The organism is Pasteurella oralis (assembly GCF_002850605.1).
Lineage (GTDB): Bacteria > Pseudomonadota > Gammaproteobacteria > Enterobacterales > Pasteurellaceae > Pasteurella > Pasteurella oralis.
In genome coordinates, this window is the sequence record NZ_NXGB01000001.1 from 46,473 (window position 1) to 63,015 (window position 16,543).

General features: G+C 38.8%; 16 protein-coding genes. All 16 read right to left on the bottom strand.

Annotation, left to right across the window (positions count from 1 at the left end):
* Positions 1 to 27: 27 nt before the first annotated feature.
* A complete protein-coding gene (locus tag C0975_RS00230) occupies positions 28 to 552 on the bottom strand; it encodes a DUF1523 family protein (RefSeq protein WP_101774406.1) in 525 nt (174 codons plus the stop codon).
* 30 nt (positions 553 to 582) lie between these two features.
* On the bottom strand, positions 583 to 1,365 hold the full coding sequence (locus tag C0975_RS00235; RefSeq protein WP_101774407.1) for a YchF/TatD family DNA exonuclease: 783 nt from the start codon (positions 1,363 to 1,365) through the stop codon (positions 583 to 585).
* Between the two features lie 8 nt (positions 1,366 to 1,373).
* Positions 1,374 to 2,354 (bottom strand): DNA polymerase III subunit delta', encoded by a 981-nt coding sequence (locus tag C0975_RS00240; RefSeq protein ID WP_101774408.1) that lies wholly within the window; start codon positions 2,352 to 2,354, stop codon positions 1,374 to 1,376.
* Entirely contained in the window at positions 2,355 to 2,996 is a 642-nt protein-coding gene (gene tmk, locus C0975_RS00245; protein ID WP_101774409.1) for a dTMP kinase, read from the bottom strand.
* Between the two features lies 1 nt (position 2,997).
* Entirely contained in the window at positions 2,998 to 4,044 is a 1,047-nt protein-coding gene (mltG, locus tag C0975_RS00250; RefSeq protein ID WP_101774410.1) for an endolytic transglycosylase MltG, read from the bottom strand.
* Positions 4,045 to 4,213: 169 nt separating this feature from the next.
* Complete coding sequence (gene serA, locus C0975_RS00255; RefSeq protein WP_101774411.1) at positions 4,214 to 5,446, bottom strand: phosphoglycerate dehydrogenase; 1,233 nt, start codon at positions 5,444 to 5,446, stop codon at positions 4,214 to 4,216.
* A 27-nt stretch (positions 5,447 to 5,473) separates the two neighbouring features.
* Positions 5,474 to 6,133, bottom strand: coding sequence for a ribose-5-phosphate isomerase RpiA (gene rpiA / locus C0975_RS00260; RefSeq protein ID WP_101774412.1), 660 nt, complete (start codon positions 6,131 to 6,133; stop codon positions 5,474 to 5,476).
* A gap of 139 nt (positions 6,134 to 6,272) precedes the next feature.
* On the bottom strand, positions 6,273 to 7,418 hold the full coding sequence (hemW, locus tag C0975_RS00265) for a radical SAM family heme chaperone HemW (protein ID WP_425440135.1): 1,146 nt from the start codon (positions 7,416 to 7,418) through the stop codon (positions 6,273 to 6,275).
* 6 nt (positions 7,419 to 7,424) lie between these two features.
* Complete coding sequence (locus tag C0975_RS00270) at positions 7,425 to 7,748, bottom strand: YbjQ family protein (RefSeq protein ID WP_101774414.1); 324 nt, start codon at positions 7,746 to 7,748, stop codon at positions 7,425 to 7,427.
* Between the two features lie 319 nt (positions 7,749 to 8,067).
* Entirely contained in the window at positions 8,068 to 8,676 is a 609-nt protein-coding gene (gene rdgB, locus C0975_RS00275; protein WP_101774415.1) for an RdgB/HAM1 family non-canonical purine NTP pyrophosphatase, read from the bottom strand.
* Between the two features lie 115 nt (positions 8,677 to 8,791).
* The gene (locus C0975_RS00280) at positions 8,792 to 9,139 is read right to left on the bottom strand and encodes a ComEA family DNA-binding protein (RefSeq protein WP_101774416.1); all 348 of its coding nucleotides are present in this window, start codon (positions 9,137 to 9,139) and stop codon (positions 8,792 to 8,794) included.
* 188 nt (positions 9,140 to 9,327) lie between these two features.
* The gene (gene ispH / locus C0975_RS00285; protein WP_101774417.1) at positions 9,328 to 10,272 is read right to left on the bottom strand and encodes a 4-hydroxy-3-methylbut-2-enyl diphosphate reductase; all 945 of its coding nucleotides are present in this window, start codon (positions 10,270 to 10,272) and stop codon (positions 9,328 to 9,330) included.
* A 9-nt stretch (positions 10,273 to 10,281) separates the two neighbouring features.
* Entirely contained in the window at positions 10,282 to 10,791 is a 510-nt protein-coding gene (lspA, locus tag C0975_RS00290; RefSeq protein WP_101774418.1) for a signal peptidase II, read from the bottom strand.
* A 108-nt stretch (positions 10,792 to 10,899) separates the two neighbouring features.
* On the bottom strand, positions 10,900 to 13,710 hold the full coding sequence (gene ileS, locus C0975_RS00295) for an isoleucine--tRNA ligase (protein WP_101774419.1): 2,811 nt from the start codon (positions 13,708 to 13,710) through the stop codon (positions 10,900 to 10,902).
* A gap of 26 nt (positions 13,711 to 13,736) precedes the next feature.
* Positions 13,737 to 14,678: a bifunctional riboflavin kinase/FAD synthetase gene (gene ribF / locus C0975_RS00300; protein WP_101774420.1), complete on the bottom strand. Its 942-nt coding sequence runs from the start codon at positions 14,676 to 14,678 to the stop codon at positions 13,737 to 13,739.
* An 89-nt stretch (positions 14,679 to 14,767) separates the two neighbouring features.
* On the bottom strand, positions 14,768 to 16,342 hold the full coding sequence (gene murJ / locus C0975_RS00305; RefSeq protein ID WP_101774421.1) for a murein biosynthesis integral membrane protein MurJ: 1,575 nt from the start codon (positions 16,340 to 16,342) through the stop codon (positions 14,768 to 14,770).
* Positions 16,343 to 16,543 lie beyond the last annotated feature (201 nt).

Sequence of the window (16,543 nt, forward strand, 5' to 3'; positions counted from 1 at the left end):
AAACCGCGTGAAGAGAGGAAAAATCAGCTAATTTTCGCTATCAAACCAGCCACGTACAAACTGGATAGAAAAGAAAAGTGTAATAAGCAATAAGAAATATAATATATAAGCCAAAATAGGATGGCTTGCACTGTCTGCCTCATCGAGTGCTTTAATGCTGACTGCGTTGCGGAATTCGTCAAACATGACTAAGCGCCAACCATAGTATTTGATCTGAACAGTTTTGTCTTCTTTTCCTAATGCTTCAGCTTGAGCGTGTAAATTGGCCGAACCAAATTTAAAATAAAATGGAAAGCCCCAACGTGTGTCTTCGTTGCGGTAGACCATGATTTTGCCATCTTGGTGCTGTGTATTAATGAAATAGACATCACGTGTTGGACCATCAGCTGGGTTTGCTTTGGTAATCGGCCCATCTTTATCTACTCGTTTAACTTCAACGCCAGTGACTTTCGTTACATCATAGCTTGGCGTAACAAAATTGACAGTGGCGAATAAGAATAGGTGAAAGACAAAAATTACAGTGAGAAAAAAGAATTTAAAAAACTTTCGCATCATACTTTCCTTAACCAGTAAATAGCTTATTTATTGTACATTAATTTTGAATAAACGTTCAAAGTTTTGTGTAGTGATTTGGGCAAATTGCTCAAAAGATACGCCTTTTAAGGTTGCTACATATTCACACACTTCGCGTACATAGGCGGGTTGATTTTGTTTGCCGCGATAAGGTACTGGCGCTAAATAAGGTGAATCCGTTTCTACTAATAAACGATCTAGTGGGACTTGGCGTGCAACTTCACGCAGTTCTTCCGCATTTTTAAATGTAATGATACCAGAAAGTGAAATATATAAACCGAGATCTAAGCCTTGTTTTGCCATTTCCCAGTTTTCAGTGAAACAATGGAGTACACCGCCACATTGCGTTACTTGATTTTCAGCTAAAATCGCAATAGTGTCTTCGCGGGCGCTACGAGTATGTACAATGACAGGTTTGTTTAATTGATTTGCAATTTGAATTTGTTGCGCAAAAATTTGTTGTTGTAAGGCTTTATTATCAGCACTGTAGTAATAGTCCAAACCCGTTTCACCAATGGCAATCACTTTTGGGTCTTGTGCTAACTTGAGTAATTTATGGCAATCAAAAGCTTCTTCATCTAAGTTGAGTGGGTGTACGCCGCAAGCTAAAGACACGTTGTTAAATTTAGCTAAGTCAGCATAAATTTGTTCAAAGCGAGTTAAAGTAACACCGACAGCAAGTAAATGTTTAACATCTCGTGCATTGGCTTTATTGACGACATCAGCAATATTGTCATGTAAATTTTCGTAATCTAGCGCATCTAAGTGGCAATGCGAATCAACAATAAACATTTTGGTTTTTATCCTTCAAATACATCAGTAATTAATCGAGTTAAGCCGTCAAGTAAAATTAATTCTTGGTTAACGGCATTAATTTGCGTTAAGTCGGTGCGCACTTTTTGTATAATTTGATTGGCGTTTAATAACGCTTGCGGGCTGTGTTGTGCACTAAATTGAGTGATACCAGCCGCTAAGTCTTGGCAAATCCAATGCTGATTAATTTGTAATTTCGCTTTTAATGCATCAGCTAAAAATGCTAATAGCCAGTCAAGTTGTTGGAAAACCAGTTCTTTTTCAAAATGGGGCAGTAATTCAAGTGGTGAACATTTACGATAAAATAGCCAAAATTGGCGCAAAAACTCTCGCCGTTTCTCTAATAATCCTTGTTGTAAGACCGTTAATGCTAGCAACGGACGACCATAGCTGATACGAAGTGCGGTCTGAATTTGCGAAATATCGACCGCACTTTGTTGTTGCAGCCAATTCAGCGCAACTTCTTTGGCAGGTGGTTTGATTAAGCTGACTTGGCAACGACTATAAATTGTTGGCATGATTGTTGCTGTTGCATCAGCTTGTAATAAAAAATAAGTTTGTGGGCGAGGTTCTTCAAGGGTTTTTAAAATAGCATTAGCCGCTGCTTCAGTTAAGCGTTCAACCCCTTTTATATAGATTAATTTGTTACCATGTTGTTGGGCATGCTGATTAATTTTTTCGCTAATTTCACGTACTTGATCCACGCCAATATCTTTATTTTCGATGGGTTCAAGGGAGTAAATATCAGGGTGGTTGTTTGCTTGGAATAAATGGCAGCTATGGCAATGCCCACAAGGTTGTTGATCTTGTGGCTGTTGACACATGATCCATTGTCCGAGTCGATGTAAAAGTTGCTCAACCCCTAAACCTTGTTCTGCTTTAAACAGCAGAGCATGATGACCATGCTGTTGTTGAAACGCACGAATAGTTTGTTGATAGTCAGTTTCAAGCCAAGGGTAGTAAGCCATTTAGTTGCCTTTTTCTTGTGAAATTAGCCAATTTTTGACCGCACTTTGTACTGCTATGCTGACTTGAGCAATATCCTGTGCTGCATTGATTGTAATCGCTTTAGGATTTTGCTCAACCAGTTCTAAATAACGTTGGCGAGTACGTTGGAAGAAGTCAAGGTTTTGTTGTTCAATACGATCGAGTGCACCGCGCCCTCTTGCTCGACTGAGTCCTAACACTGGATCAATATCTAAATAGATAGTTAAATCTGGCTCAAATTCACCTAATACTGTTTGCTTCAAGGTAGTAAGCAGTGTCTTGTCGAGTTGACGACCGCCACCTTGATACGCTTGTGATGACATATCATGGCGATCACCAATCACCCATTTTCCCGTTGCTAATGCAGGTTTGATCACATTTTCGACTAATTGAATACGTGCAGCATACAACATTAATAGTTCAGCTTTATCCGTCACTGGCTCCTCGGTTTCATGCTTAATCAGCTGGCGTAACTTTTCTGCTAATGGGGTACCGCCAGGTTCGCGTGTAAACACAATATCTTGAATGCCATGGGCGTTAAGGGCGGCAACAATGCTGTCACGCGCTGTTGTTTTTCCCGCCCCTTCTATGCCTTCCAGTACAATAAATTTACCTGTTCTCATATTATTTTCCATTTTTCTGACTGCGATACCAACGCAAGTATTCTTGTACTGCGCGATTATGTTCTGCTAAGGTTCGGCTGAATTTATGCCCCCCTGTGCCATCTGCGACAAAATATAAAAAATCAGTTTTTTCTGGTTTAGCAACTGCCATTAACGCACTTTCACTTGGCATCGCAATTGGTGTTGGGGGTAAGCCATCAATGAGATAAGTGTTGTAAGCAGTCAGTGTTTCTAAATCTTTTTTACGAATATTGCCATCATAGTTTTCTCCCATACCATAGATGACGGTAGGATCAGTTTGTAAGCGCATTTTCTTGTTTAAACGGTTGATAAAGACAGATGCAACTTTACCTCGTTCAGCGGCAATAGCCGTTTCTTTTTCTACAATAGAGGCGAGAATAAGCATTTCATAAGGATTATTGAGTGGTAAGTCTTTATCACGTTGTTGCCAAGCTTGCTCAAGGGCTTTTTTCATGCGATCGGCCGCGCGCTTTAGTAAGGCTAAATCTGTTGAATTCGGTGTGTAGTGATAAGTATCAGGATAGAGCCAGCCATCGAGGTTACGCCATTCATAAATAGCTTTAGCAAAGTCGGGGATATCTAACAAACCAAAGATTTCATCGTCGCTTTTATTGGTTAAGGTTTGAACTAAATGCGGTGTCTTTTCTAATGTTTTACGCCATGTTTTGAAAGTATCGCCTTCAATGAATTGAATGCTCAATTGGGCTTCTTTGCCCACATTCAACACATGTAATAAATCCTTCACTGTTTTTACGTCATTTAAGGCGTAGGTACCGGCTTTTATTTTATTCAGTTGCGGATTTAATTTTAATAAATAAGGCAATAGACTCGCATCTGCTAGTAATTTCTCTTGCTCAAGTAATTGTGCCAATTTTTGCCCAGTTGTGCCACGTTGCACTGAAAGTAATTGATCTTGTTCAACTTGAACTGGCTGATTAGCAAACTGTTCAAGTTGATAATAAAAATACAAACCTGCGCCAGAGGCAATCAAGGCGAGTGTAAGTAACAAGCTAAAAAATTTTTTCATCAATATACCTTGCTATGAAAAGAGTCACAAAATAGGAGGCAAAATTGAGTTTAATTATAACACAGAATATGAGAATAAACCGTAACGGCAAACTGAAGTGGTCATTTGGGTTTTGTGAAAAGTAAATTGGGCAGTTAAGCACTGCCCTGATGTGAGTTGAAAGGATTATTTAAAATAATACACGTGCACGAATGGTACCTTCAATGTCTTTTAACTGATTTAATAATCCATTCGTATCTTCGGTTTCAACATCAATAACCACATAACCAATAGCTGGATCAGTTTGTAGATATTGTGCTGCGATGTTGACGTTAGCATCAACAAACACTTGGTTGATTTTATTTAATACACCTGGGCGATTATGGTGAATATGAAGTAGACGCTTCGTCCCACCGTGTTCTGGCAGAGAAACCTCAGGGAAATTAACTGCAGAGAGCGTTGAGCCATTGTCAGAGTATTTAACAAATTTACCAGAAACTTCTGCACCAATATTTTCTTGTGCTTCTGAAGTTGAACCGCCGATATGTGGAGTTAAAATCACATTATCGAATGCACGTAATGGTGAAACAAATTCTTCTTGAATTGACGCGGGTTCTTCAGGAAAAACATCTAATGCAGCACCACGAATTTTGCCAGAGGATAAGGCTTGAGCTAAGGCATCAATGTCGACTACAGTACCACGCGCAGCATTGATTAAGATTGAGCCATCTTTTAGCTGTGCAATACGCTCGGCACTAATTAAATTCTTGGTTGAGGCATTTTCTGGTACATGTAATGACACAACATCACTCATAGCAAGTAACTCTTCTAATGTGCGCACTTGTTGTGCATTGCCTAAGGGTAATTTATTTTCAATATCATAAAAGAAAACACGCATACCCAGTGACTCTGCGATAACACTTAATTGCGAACCAATATGACCATAGCCTACGATACCTAATTTTTTGCCCCGTACTTCATGTGAGCCCTCTGCTGATTTATTCCAAATACCACGATGCACTTCGGCATTGGCTTGTGGCACATTACGCATTAACAGCAAAATTTCGCCTAAGACTAATTCCGCAACAGAACGCGTATTAGAGAAAGGGGCGTTAAAAACAGGAATTCCACGTAATTTTGCGGCATTTAAATCTACTTGATTAGTACCAATGCAGAAGCAACCAATTGCAATTAACTTTTGTGCATGCGCAAGCACATCTGCGGTCAAAAATGTGCGTGAGCGAATACCAACAAAATGAGCATCTTTAATTGCTTCTTTTAATTCGTCATCATCAAGCGCTTTTTTGTGATATTCAATATTGGTATAACCTGCTGTTTGTAATACCTCAATGGCACTTGGATGCACACCTTCTAACAGTAAGAATTTAATTTTTGATTTATCAAGTGATACTTTGTTTGTCATATTTGCTTTCCTTTTGTATTTATTTTGTTATTCGATAATTTTTGTGCCATCAGGTGTGCCAACAATAATAATATCTGCTGGACGAAGAGCAAAAATACCATTAGTTACTACGCCTGCAACGTTATTTAATTCTTTTTCCATTGCCATTGGACTCATGATCAAAAAATGGTGCACATCTAAAATGACATTACCATTATCAGTGATAACACCTTCGCGATATTCTGGTGAACCCCCTAATGCCACTAGCTTACGAGCTACTTGGGAGCGAGCCATGGGAATAACTTCTACGGGTAATGGAAAAGTTGAACCTAATACATCCACCTGTTTGCTTTGATCCACGATACAAATAAAGGTTTTAGCGAGTGCAGCAACAATTTTTTCTCGAGTAAGTGCTGCGCCACCACCTTTGATCATCATTTTTTGCGGATTAACTTCATCAGCACCATCAACATAAATATCTAGCCCTGAAACTTCATTTGCACTAAATACTTCAATACCTTGTTGTTTCAATAATTCTTCGGAGGATTTAGATGCAGCAACTGCGCCTTTAATTTGATCTTTCATCGAACCTAAGGCTTCAATGAAACAATTTACTGTTGAGCCACTGCCAACACCGACAATCGTATCTGGCTTAACGTATTGTAGTGCTGCTTTTGCTGCTTGTTTTTTCATTTCAAGTTGATTCATTTTTAATCCTTTTTTAGTAAATAATTAACCTAATATTGTTGTAATGAATGACTTTTTTACTGATAAGGTATGTGACGTAATCGTTTGCGTATATTGTAATAACGCTCTACTTTAATCCTATTCATTGGGATTAACAAGTCTATTGAGGTAAAAATTGTTCCAGCAATTCATTTAAGAATAATTTACCTTGTTCTGTGATTTTCCAGTAGTCAGGGGATTGTTCAATATAATGCTTAGAAAGCGCCCAATTGATTTGTGGTTCGACAGTATGTTGCGCTAATCCAGTGAACTGTTGAAGTGCTATTTTAGGTACTGCTTCTAATAAACGAAAGCGGTTCATGAAAAATTCGAATGCACGATCTTCTACACTAACATGTTTTTCTTCATACAAATATTCACCTCGCATGTAGCCTTTAGGGTGTTTGGTTTTAGAGTAACGAATAATATCACCATGTTCAAAACTGACTTTACCATGTGCACCACAGCCAATTGCGAGATAGTCACCAAAACGCCAATAATTCAAATTGTGTTTACATTGAAAGCCTGCTTTTGCATAAGCAGAAGTTTCGTATTGTTCATATCCTGCTGCTATTAATAATTGGTGTCCTTGTTCAAAGATGTCCCAAAGTTCATCATCATCAGGTAAAACCGGTGGGCGATAGGCAAACATCGTATTCGGCTCAATCGTGAGCTGGTACCAAGATAAGTGAGGCGGCGCTAATGCAATCGCTTGTTTTAAATCATCAAGGGCTTCTGTTAAATTTTGGTTTGGTAAGCCATGCATAAGATCAAGATTAAAACTATTGAGTCCTGAAACTTTAGCAAAACTGACCGCACTTTTGGCTTCAGCTGCATTATGAATTCGTCCTAAACGCTGTAATTTATCATCATTGAAACTTTGGATTCCCATTGAGATACGAGTCACGCCTGCTTGTACATAGCCCTTAAATCGTTCTGCTTCTGCCGTTCCCGGATTGGCTTCTAGGGTGATTTCAATGTCCTGTTCAAATGGAATACGTTTTTCAATTTCACTTAATAAGTAATGAATACTTTGCGCAGAGAATAAGCTAGGTGTACCACCGCCAATAAAGATGGAATGCAATTTACGTTGTTGAATGCTGGTAGAAAAGCGAACAAGATCTTGGCTGAGATCTTGTAATAAATGCTGTATATACTCTTGCTCAGGAATCGCCCCTTTTTGGGCGTGTGAGTTAAAATCACAATATGGGCATTTCTGCACACACCAAGGAATGTGAATATATAAGCTTAAGGGCGGGAGTACCAGATTCACTTAGCGTACCACTACTGCTGTGCCACTGGCGACAATCATAAACATGCTTTTGCCATCACCGCTAATTGAAGTGTAATTCACTTCAACGCCGACAATCGCATTTGCACCTAAATGTTGTGCATTTTTTTGCATTTCTTCCAGTGCTTCTTGACGCGCTTTAGTGATTTTAGATTCGTACGCACCAGAGCGACCACCTAAAATATCCGTAATACCCGCAAAGAAGTCGCGAATAAAGTTTGAGCCAGCGACCACTTCGCCAAAAACTACTTGTTTATATTCTGTGATTTGTTTGCCTTCAACATTCGGTGTAGTTGTAATAAGCATAATTTGTCCTTAATTTGAGATTGTCAGAGATGGAAAAGTGCGGTCGAATTTCTATCATTTTTTACTAGTACTATATGATTTTTATACCTTCTGCTAATTGTGTACGATTGAGACTGTTATCACCGCATACATATTTCATCTCTTTATTGATCGCAGCCAGCAAAGGTTGTTATCAGTTGCTGGTATACTAGTAAGTACCACAAATTCAATACTGTCGCTTTTTGCTAAGCAATACTATAAATCAAATGATAACGCAACATTAGGTATAGTGAGAATAGAAACAGACAGTATTTTGTCACATGTAAGCTGTTACTTAAGCTTAACCGCCTATTATCGTGAGTTTATTTTTTAACACTGATAAAGCTTTTGCACGGTGAGAAATTTTTTTCTTTTGCTCCGTTTCTAATTCAGCAAAAGTACAATTGACTTCTGGGCTAAAAAATAAACTATCATAGCCAAAACCGTTGTTGCCTTTTTCTGCCAATGCAATTTCTCCAACGCATTCGCCTTCGGCAATAATTGGCGAAGGATCGGCTTCATGTTGTAGCATGACAATACAACTCACAAATTTGGCTTGGCGTTCAGTTTGGGTAACATTGGTAAGTTCGCTTAATAACTTAGCACGATTTTGGGCATCCGCTGTATCATCATCTACGCCCGCGTAGCGTGCTGAATATAAACCTGGTGCGCCAGCTAATGCTTTGACAACTAAGCCTGAATCGTCAGCAATTGCTGGTAGACCAGCGATTCTACTGGCATGGCGTGCTTTTAATAAGGCATTTTCAACAAAAGTGAGTCCTGTTTCTTCTGGGCTTTCAATATTTAAATCTGTTTGCGCAATGACTTCAAAACCAAAATCTGCCAGTACATCAGCCATTTCTTTGACTTTACCTTGGTTTCCAGTTGCGAGTACGATTTTTTGTTTCATTTAACATCCTATATGTTAAGAAAAGGTGAAGAAATTATACGCTTTTCTAGCAAATAAGCCAAAAGTGTAAATAAGCGGAACCGATGGATTCCGCTATAAGCCATAGAATAGAGAATTAGAAGAGTAAGCGATCTTTGTTTTTCTCTAATATTGCTTTACCAATGCCTTGTACTTCAAGTAATTGTTCTGCCATGCTGAAAGGTCCATGTGCTTCACGGTATTGAATGATGGCTTCTGCTTTTTTCGCACCAATACCAATCAATGCTTGTTGTAATTCAGCAGCAGTGGCGCTATTGACATTGACTTTACTTATGCTCGGAGGGGATTCAACTTGGACAGGTGTGACTGGTATGATTTGTGTATTTCGTACTTTTGTATCATGTTTAGGCTCAGCCAGCAGGCTTGAACTCGTAAAAACGGAGGTGAATGTGAGAAATGCGATGAGAATTGAATTAAATTTCATAAGTTTTCCTTGTGAAGTTGTGAGGTTAAAAATGATTTGTTGAATAATCTCAACAGAGGGGCATTTTTATGAAAATCGGAAAACTTGCAAAAAATCGACCGCACTTTTGCGATCTAGATCGTAGAACACATTTTTAGAAAGCAAAAAAGAGAAAATAAAAAAGCTAGAACATTGTTCTAGCTTTATGCTTAATTCACTTCTGTAATGCGTAATTCTCTTGGTACTTCAAATACTGTGTTTTCTTCACAGCCTTGTAGTTCTTCTACGCAAGTTACGCCTAATTGTTGTAGCCGCTTTACGACTGATTGAACTAACACTTCGGGTGCAGACGCACCTGCTGTAATGCCGATTATTTTCACGTTGCTTAGCCATTGTGGATCAATATCATCAGCGTCATCAATCAGTTTTGAGCTGACCCCCATACGAGAGGCTAATTCTGCCAAACGATTTGAGTTTGAAGAGTTTTTTGAGCCGACGACAATGACTAGATCAGATTGTTGAGCCAATTCACGTACAGCTTGCTGACGGTTGGTGGTGGCATAACAAATATCGTTTTTGCGTGGACCTTGAATAGCAGGGTATTTTTGTTTTAAGACTTCGATTACTTCACTGGTATCATCAATAGATAATGTCGTTTGTGTCATAAAAGTTAAATCTTCATCATTTTTTAAATTCAGTTTAGCAATATCTTCTACACTTTCGACTAAAAAAATACCACCTTCTTGGTTGTCATATTGTCCCATTGTGCCTTCCACTTCAGGGTGACCTTCATGACCAATCAGAATTGCTTTGGTACCTTTACGACTCGCACGAGCAACTTGCATATGTACTTTGGTGACTAATGGACAAGTGGCATCAAAGACTTTTAGGTTGCGCTTTTTGGCTTCTTGGCGCACTGCTTGTGAAACGCCATGGGCAGAGAAAATAACAATCGCGCCATCTGGAACTTCATTGAGTTCTTCGACGAAGATCGCACCGCGTTCACGTAATCCATTGACGACGAAGCGGTTATGTACTACTTCATGACGCACATAAATAGGTGAACCGTGAATTTCCAGTGCCGACTCAACAATGCTAATGGCACGGTCAACACCTGCACAGAAACCACGTGGATTAGCTAAAATAATTTTCATTATTTTCCCTTATTTGTCTTCTTGTTTTGGTTTAGGTTCTGATTCATTACGATTTTTTATTGCGTCTAAAATTAACAGACCTGCGCCTATTGAAATCGCAATATCAGCAACATTAAATACCGGATAGTGATAGATATCCCAATAAAAATCAAAGAAATCAACCACAAAACCATGGTAGGCTCGATCTGCCATATTACCAAGCGCGCCACCGATAATTAGAGCATAAGCGCTATTTTGTATTTTTTGTGTAGCCTCATTTTTGTAGAGAAAGTAGATTAGCATTAAAGAAATGACGCAAGCGAGTACAATAAAAAGGTATTTTTGCCAGCCACAATGTTCTGCTAAAAAACTAAATGCCGCACCATAATTGCGTACATAAGTTAAATTAAAGAAAGGAAGAATGTTAATACTTTCATACAAAGTGAAATTTTGCACGATAAGGTATTTTGTGCCTAAATCAAGTATGAAAGCAATTACACTTAGCCATAAAAAAGAAAGTCCTGTTTTAGTTTGTGTCATAAGTACCTTTAAAAATATTCAAAATTGCACGGGCGAACTTGATGTTCGCCCTGATAAGATTTTGCATAGATTTGATAAATAGGAACGCTTAATTCGCGCTTCCTTGAGTTAAGCAAATTGTCTTAGTTCGCCCTCACCTTCCACATTTTCAATACAACGTGAACATAATGTTGGATGATTTGTATGTGTACCAATAGTGTTTGAATAATGCCAACAACGTGGACATTTTTCAGCTTGCGAGCGAATAACTTTAACTGCTAACCCTTTTATACCACCTTCTGCAACATCAGCCTCTGCTAATGGTTTGACCTCTGCTTTTGAGGTGATTAAAACAAAACGTAATTCGTTTTGTAATTGATTTAATAATTCAGCGTAAGTTTCATTCGCATAGATAGTCACTTCAGCTTCTAAGGCAGCACCGATTACTTTGTCATTACGAGCTTGTTCTAACACACAGTTAATTTCATTGCGTAGTGTAATCACTTTTTGCCAATAAGCGTCATTCATGTCTTCATTCGCATCTAGAGCAAATAAGCCATCATAAAATTCTTCGGTGAAAACAAACTCATTACGTTCTCCTGGAATATATTGCCAGATTTCATCTGCAGTAAATGACAGCACTGGTGCAATCCAACGAACTAACGCTTCTGCAATATGCCATAATGCGGTTTGGCAGCTACGGCGTGCTAAACTGTCAGCTTTCGTTGTATATTGGCGATCTTTAATAATATCTAAGTAGAATGAACCCATTTCGATAGAACAGAATTTCATTAAACGCTGAATCACAGCATGGAATTGGTAATTGTCATAAGCGTCTTTAATTTCTTTCTGTGCTTGCAAGGCACAATCTACTGCCCAGCGATCTAATACCATCATGTCTTCTGGTTTGACTAAATCACGTTGCGGGTCAAAACCATTCAAGTTTGCTAACAAGAAGCGTGCTGTATTACGAATACGGCGGTAAGCATCGGCAGCACGTTTTAAAATTTCATCTGATACGGAAATTTCGCCTGTGTAATCCGTCGAAGCAACCCATAAACGCAAAATATCACCACCAAATTTGTCCATTACTTCTTGTGGTGTAACGATATTGCCGATAGATTTTGACATCTTGCGACCTTGTCCATCCACTGTGAAGCCATGCGTTAACACTTGTTTATATGGCGCTTTATTATCCGTTGCGGTAGATAACATTAATGAGGACATAAACCAACCGCGGTGTTGGTCGGAGCCTTCGAGATACATATCTGCTTCTTGATTATTAAATTCAGGGCGATCTTTGACAACCGAGAAATAGGTTGATCCTGAATCAAACCAGACATCTAGTGTATCAGGCACTTTACTGTAGTGTTCTGCATCTGCGCCTAATAATTCGGCAGGATCTAAATCCCACCATGCTTGGATACCTTTTTGTTCTACGCGTTTTGCGACTTCTTCTACTAGTTCAACCGTGCGTGGATGTAATTGCTCAGTTTCTTTATGGATAAATAAGGCGACGGGTACTCCCCAAGTACGTTGGCGTGAAATACACCAATCTGGACGATTCTCCACCATTTTTTCAATACGCGCTTGACCCCAATCTGGAATCCAGCGTACTTTTTGGATTTCGCTTAGGGCTTGTTGACGTAAACTTTGTTTTTCCATACCAATAAACCATTGTGGTGTTGCACGGAAAATAATTGGTGTTTTATGGCGCCAGCAATGTGGATAGCTATGCTTGATTTTGCTGAATTTTAACATTGCACCGACTTCTTGGAGTTTTGCTACAACAAGATCGTTAGATTCGAATACGCCTTTACCCGCAAAGAAGGGAACATCTGCTTTAAATAAGCCATCATTACCAATCAAACCCGCCATTTCAATACCATTTTTCATTGCGATAACATAGTCGTCGTGACCATGATCTGGTGCGGTATGAACTAAACCAGTACCGCCATCAGTGGTTACATGATCGCCTAAAATAAATGGTACGCTGAATTGATAGAATGGGTGATTGAAGCGTAGCCATTCAAGCTCTTTTCCTTTAGCTTCGCCCAATAGGCTAAATTGTTCAATGCCTGCCGCTTTAGTAACATCTTCGACTAAATCTTTAGCTAAAATGACGCGCTCATCATTAAATTGAACTAATTGATAGTCTAGGTTTTCATGTAATGCAATTGCTCGATTCGATGGAATTGTCCAAGGTGTTGTTGTCCAGATTACTGCAGAAATTTTACCTGAACCTTTACCTAGTGCATTAAATTTTGCTTCTACTTCAGTAGGGTCAACGGCATTAAAACGTACATAAATAGAAGGCGATACTTTATCTTCATATTCTACTTCTGCTTCAGCAAGCGATGAGGCACAATCTAAACACCAATGAACAGGTTTTGAACCTTTATATAAGTGTCCGTTTTCGACTGCTTTACCAAAAGCACGAATGATATTCGCTTCAGTATTGAAATTCATCGTCAAGTATGGATTATCCCAATCACCTAACACGCCTAAGCGGATGAAATCTTTTTTCTGACCTTCAACTTGCTCAGCCGCATATTTACGGCATTCCTCACGGAATTCTGCAGCAGAGATTTTTTCATTTGGTTTACCAACAATACCTTCAACTTTTAATTCAATTGGCAAGCCATGGCAATCCCAACCTGGAATGTAAGGTGAGTCATAACCTAGTGCGGTTTTAGATTTAACAATGATATCTTTTAGAATTTTATTAACTGCGTGACCAATATGAATGGTGCCGTTTGCGTAGGGAGGACCATCGTGCAGAATAAAGGATTTTTTGCCTTTTGATGCTTGGCGAATTTTTTGGTAGAGATCTTTTTCATACCAATTTTTTAACATGTTTGGCTCTCGTTTGGCCAAATCACCACGCATAGGAAAACCTGTTTCTGGCAGGTTAAGAGTGTTTTTATAATCAACTGTCATTGTGATATCCCAATTAATAAAATTAACTAATCTTTTATATGTTGTGTTCTGAAAAATTGTTTTGCGGTTTCTACATCTTGAGCAATTTGTTGTTTTAATGCGTCAAAAGAAGGAAACTTAACTTCGTTGCGGATTTTGTGGCAAAATTCCACTTCAAGACATTGTCCGTAAATATCACCTTTAAAATCAAAAAGATGAGTTTCTAAAAGCTGTACGACTCCATTGATAGTGGGGCGTTTACCTATATTGGCAACACCTCGGTAAATTTTTTCATTTTTTAACCGCACTTTAACCGCATACACGCCTTTAACAGGATTGACTTGACGGTGTAAAGGAATGTTGGCTGTTGGAAAACCAATAGTTCGTCCGAGTTTATTACCATGTACAACACGTCCTAAAATACAATAGGGTCTGCCTAGCATAGCGGCAGCACGGACCAACTCATCATTAGCGAGAGCTTCTCGGATAGCTGTGCTGCTAATGCGTAATTGCTCAAGACAAAAACTATGATTATCTTCAACTATAAAGCCAAATTGTTGGCCTGCTTGTTGTAATAAGTGGAAATCTCCTTGTCGTTTGACGCCAAAACGAAAATCATCTCCAATGCTTAAAAATTTCACTTTTAGCTTGTTTACTAGCCAATCTTGGATAAAATCTTGTGCACTTTGTTGGGCAAATGTTTGATTAAATCGAATGCACATGACGTAGTCAACGCCCGCTTCGGCAAGATAATGTAATTTATCACGTAAACGCATTAAACGAGCTGGCACTGTTTCACTTGTAAAATATTCTCGTGGCTGAGGCTCGAATAACATGACGATGACTGGCAAATTTAATTGCTCTGCTTTTTGCTGTAAATGACGCAAAATGGCTTGGTGACCAAGATGAACACCATCGAAATTGCCAATTGTTAGTGCACAACCTGATAAATTTTTAGGTAAATTATGAATGCCACGAATCAGTCGCATTGAAATCGTTATCCGTTCGAAATTTATAAGCCAAAATAATCCGGACATTATAAGCATAAATTCATTAAATAGGCGATATTTTTTTATGCTTATCCCTTGCTGAATAAATGTTGTTTGCGAATGCCAAGTAGAACAAGTGTGCCAAAGTAAACAAGGATGGCTAAACCAATTAGCCAAACTAGCCAATGTATGCGAGTCAAGAAGTTCATTGCATGCCATTCGAGTAGGTTTGGTGTGTTATACCAAACTAGTCCTCCCATGGCTGCTGCTGCAAACAAAACTTTGCCAAAAAAGACCGCACTTTTGCGACTAAAATGATAGATCTCTTGTTTAGCTAAACCACGATAGAGTAAGTAAGCATTCAATGTTGCTGATATTGCCGATGCCATGGCTAATCCTACATAGCTAAAAGGAATAGCAAGTAGGTTAAAGCCCATGTTGCTAATCATCGCAATAATACCAATTTTAACGGGAGTTTTAGTATCTTGACGTGCATAGTAACCATTGGCGAGGATTTTAATTAACATAAAACTCAGTAAGCCCATATTAAACGCCCACAATGAAAGTGAAGCCGCTTGCACATCGTTTAAACCAAAATTACCTCGCATAAAGAGCACAAGTAATAATGGTTGAGCGAGGATAGCGATACCGACCATCGCGGGGATACCAAGTAATAAGATCATACGTACACCCCAATCCATCGTGTTGCGAAAATCTTGATTACTTTGTTCGCCATTCTCGCTGCGATTGACATGCTGACGCGCCAGTGTTGGCAGAATGACAGTCGAAATAGCGATACCAAATAACCCTAATGGGAACTCTAATAAACGATCAGAATAGTAAAGCCAACTGATAGAACCCGTCATTAAGAAGCTGGCGATTAAGGTATCTAATAATAAATTTATTTGACTAACAGATACTCCAAACAACGCGGGGATCATCAGTGTACGGATTTTTTTTACCCCTTCATCATGCCAAGCCCACTTGGGTTTTACTAATAGACCTGCTTGTTTTAAAAAAGGAATTTGGAATAAAAATTGCAGTAAACCACCGAGAAAGATTCCAATTGCGAGAGCGAGATCAGGATTATTCATACGTGGTGCAAGGAAAAGAGCGGTACAAATCATGGCAATATTGAGCAGAACTGGTGAAAAAGACATCACACCAAATTTACCAATAGTATTGAGAATAGCACCGGATAAGGCAACAAAAGTGACAAACCACAAGTAAGGAAACGTCACTTTTAATAATAATGAAGCTTGTTCAAATTTGACTGCATTAGCTCCATCATTAAGCCAATCTAAAAACCAACCAGTTCCAAAAATAGCTGCAACAAGTGGAGAAAAAATCATCGCAAAGAGTGTCACGATTGACACTAATCCACCCAAAGTGCCAGATACTTTACCGATAAATTCTCGTGTTTTATCAATATCGCCCGATTTTTGGTATTCGGCAAGGACGGGAACAAAGGCTTGTGAGAATGCACCTTCTGCAAAGAGACGACGGAGAAAATTGGGAATTTTATTGGCGAATAAAAAAACATCTGCGGCAACGCCTGCCCCTAATAAATTCGCGATAACAACATCTCGTATTAAGCCTAAAATACGTGATAATAAAGTCATTGAACTGACCACAATGCCTGATTTTAATAATCCTTTGCTCAAAATAATGTACTCGACTTGGTTGTCTGAATAAATTTTACTTAATTGTATAGAAATTTCGTTTTTACGCTATATTCTATGTAAAAAAACTGCTAAAATCTCGCCCACATCGTTTGGTGAGCCATCTTAAGCGAGCTTAATTGATATAACGATGCGAAAACTTTCGGTTGTGTCTCACCGAAACCAATAACAAATTTTCAGTGA

Excerpts from the sequence above, each read along its gene's own strand:
- C0975_RS00230 (WP_101774406.1), bottom strand. The coding sequence starts at position 552 with ATGCGAAAGTTTTTTAAATTCTTTTTTCTCACTGTAATTTTTGTCTTT.
- C0975_RS00235 (WP_101774407.1), bottom strand. The coding sequence starts at position 1,365 with ATGTTTATTGTTGATTCGCATTGCCACTTAGATGCGCTAGATTACGAA.
- C0975_RS00240 (WP_101774408.1), bottom strand. The coding sequence starts at position 2,354 with ATGGCTTACTACCCTTGGCTTGAAACTGACTATCAACAAACTATTCGT.
- tmk (WP_101774409.1), bottom strand. The coding sequence starts at position 2,996 with ATGAGAACAGGTAAATTTATTGTACTGGAAGGCATAGAAGGGGCGGGA.
- mltG (WP_101774410.1), bottom strand. The coding sequence starts at position 4,044 with ATGAAAAAATTTTTTAGCTTGTTACTTACACTCGCCTTGATTGCCTCT.
- serA (WP_101774411.1), bottom strand. The coding sequence starts at position 5,446 with ATGACAAACAAAGTATCACTTGATAAATCAAAAATTAAATTCTTACTG.
- rpiA (WP_101774412.1), bottom strand. The coding sequence starts at position 6,133 with ATGAATCAACTTGAAATGAAAAAACAAGCAGCAAAAGCAGCACTACAA.
- C0975_RS00270 (WP_101774414.1), bottom strand. The coding sequence starts at position 7,748 with ATGCTTATTACAACTACACCGAATGTTGAAGGCAAACAAATCACAGAA.
- rdgB (WP_101774415.1), bottom strand. The coding sequence starts at position 8,676 with ATGAAACAAAAAATCGTACTCGCAACTGGAAACCAAGGTAAAGTCAAA.
- C0975_RS00280 (WP_101774416.1), bottom strand. The coding sequence starts at position 9,139 with ATGAAATTTAATTCAATTCTCATCGCATTTCTCACATTCACCTCCGTT.
- ispH (WP_101774417.1), bottom strand. The coding sequence starts at position 10,272 with ATGAAAATTATTTTAGCTAATCCACGTGGTTTCTGTGCAGGTGTTGAC.
- lspA (WP_101774418.1), bottom strand. The coding sequence starts at position 10,791 with ATGACACAAACTAAAACAGGACTTTCTTTTTTATGGCTAAGTGTAATT.
- ileS (WP_101774419.1), bottom strand. The coding sequence starts at position 13,710 with ATGACAGTTGATTATAAAAACACTCTTAACCTGCCAGAAACAGGTTTT.
- ribF (WP_101774420.1), bottom strand. The coding sequence starts at position 14,678 with ATGCGACTGATTCGTGGCATTCATAATTTACCTAAAAATTTATCAGGT.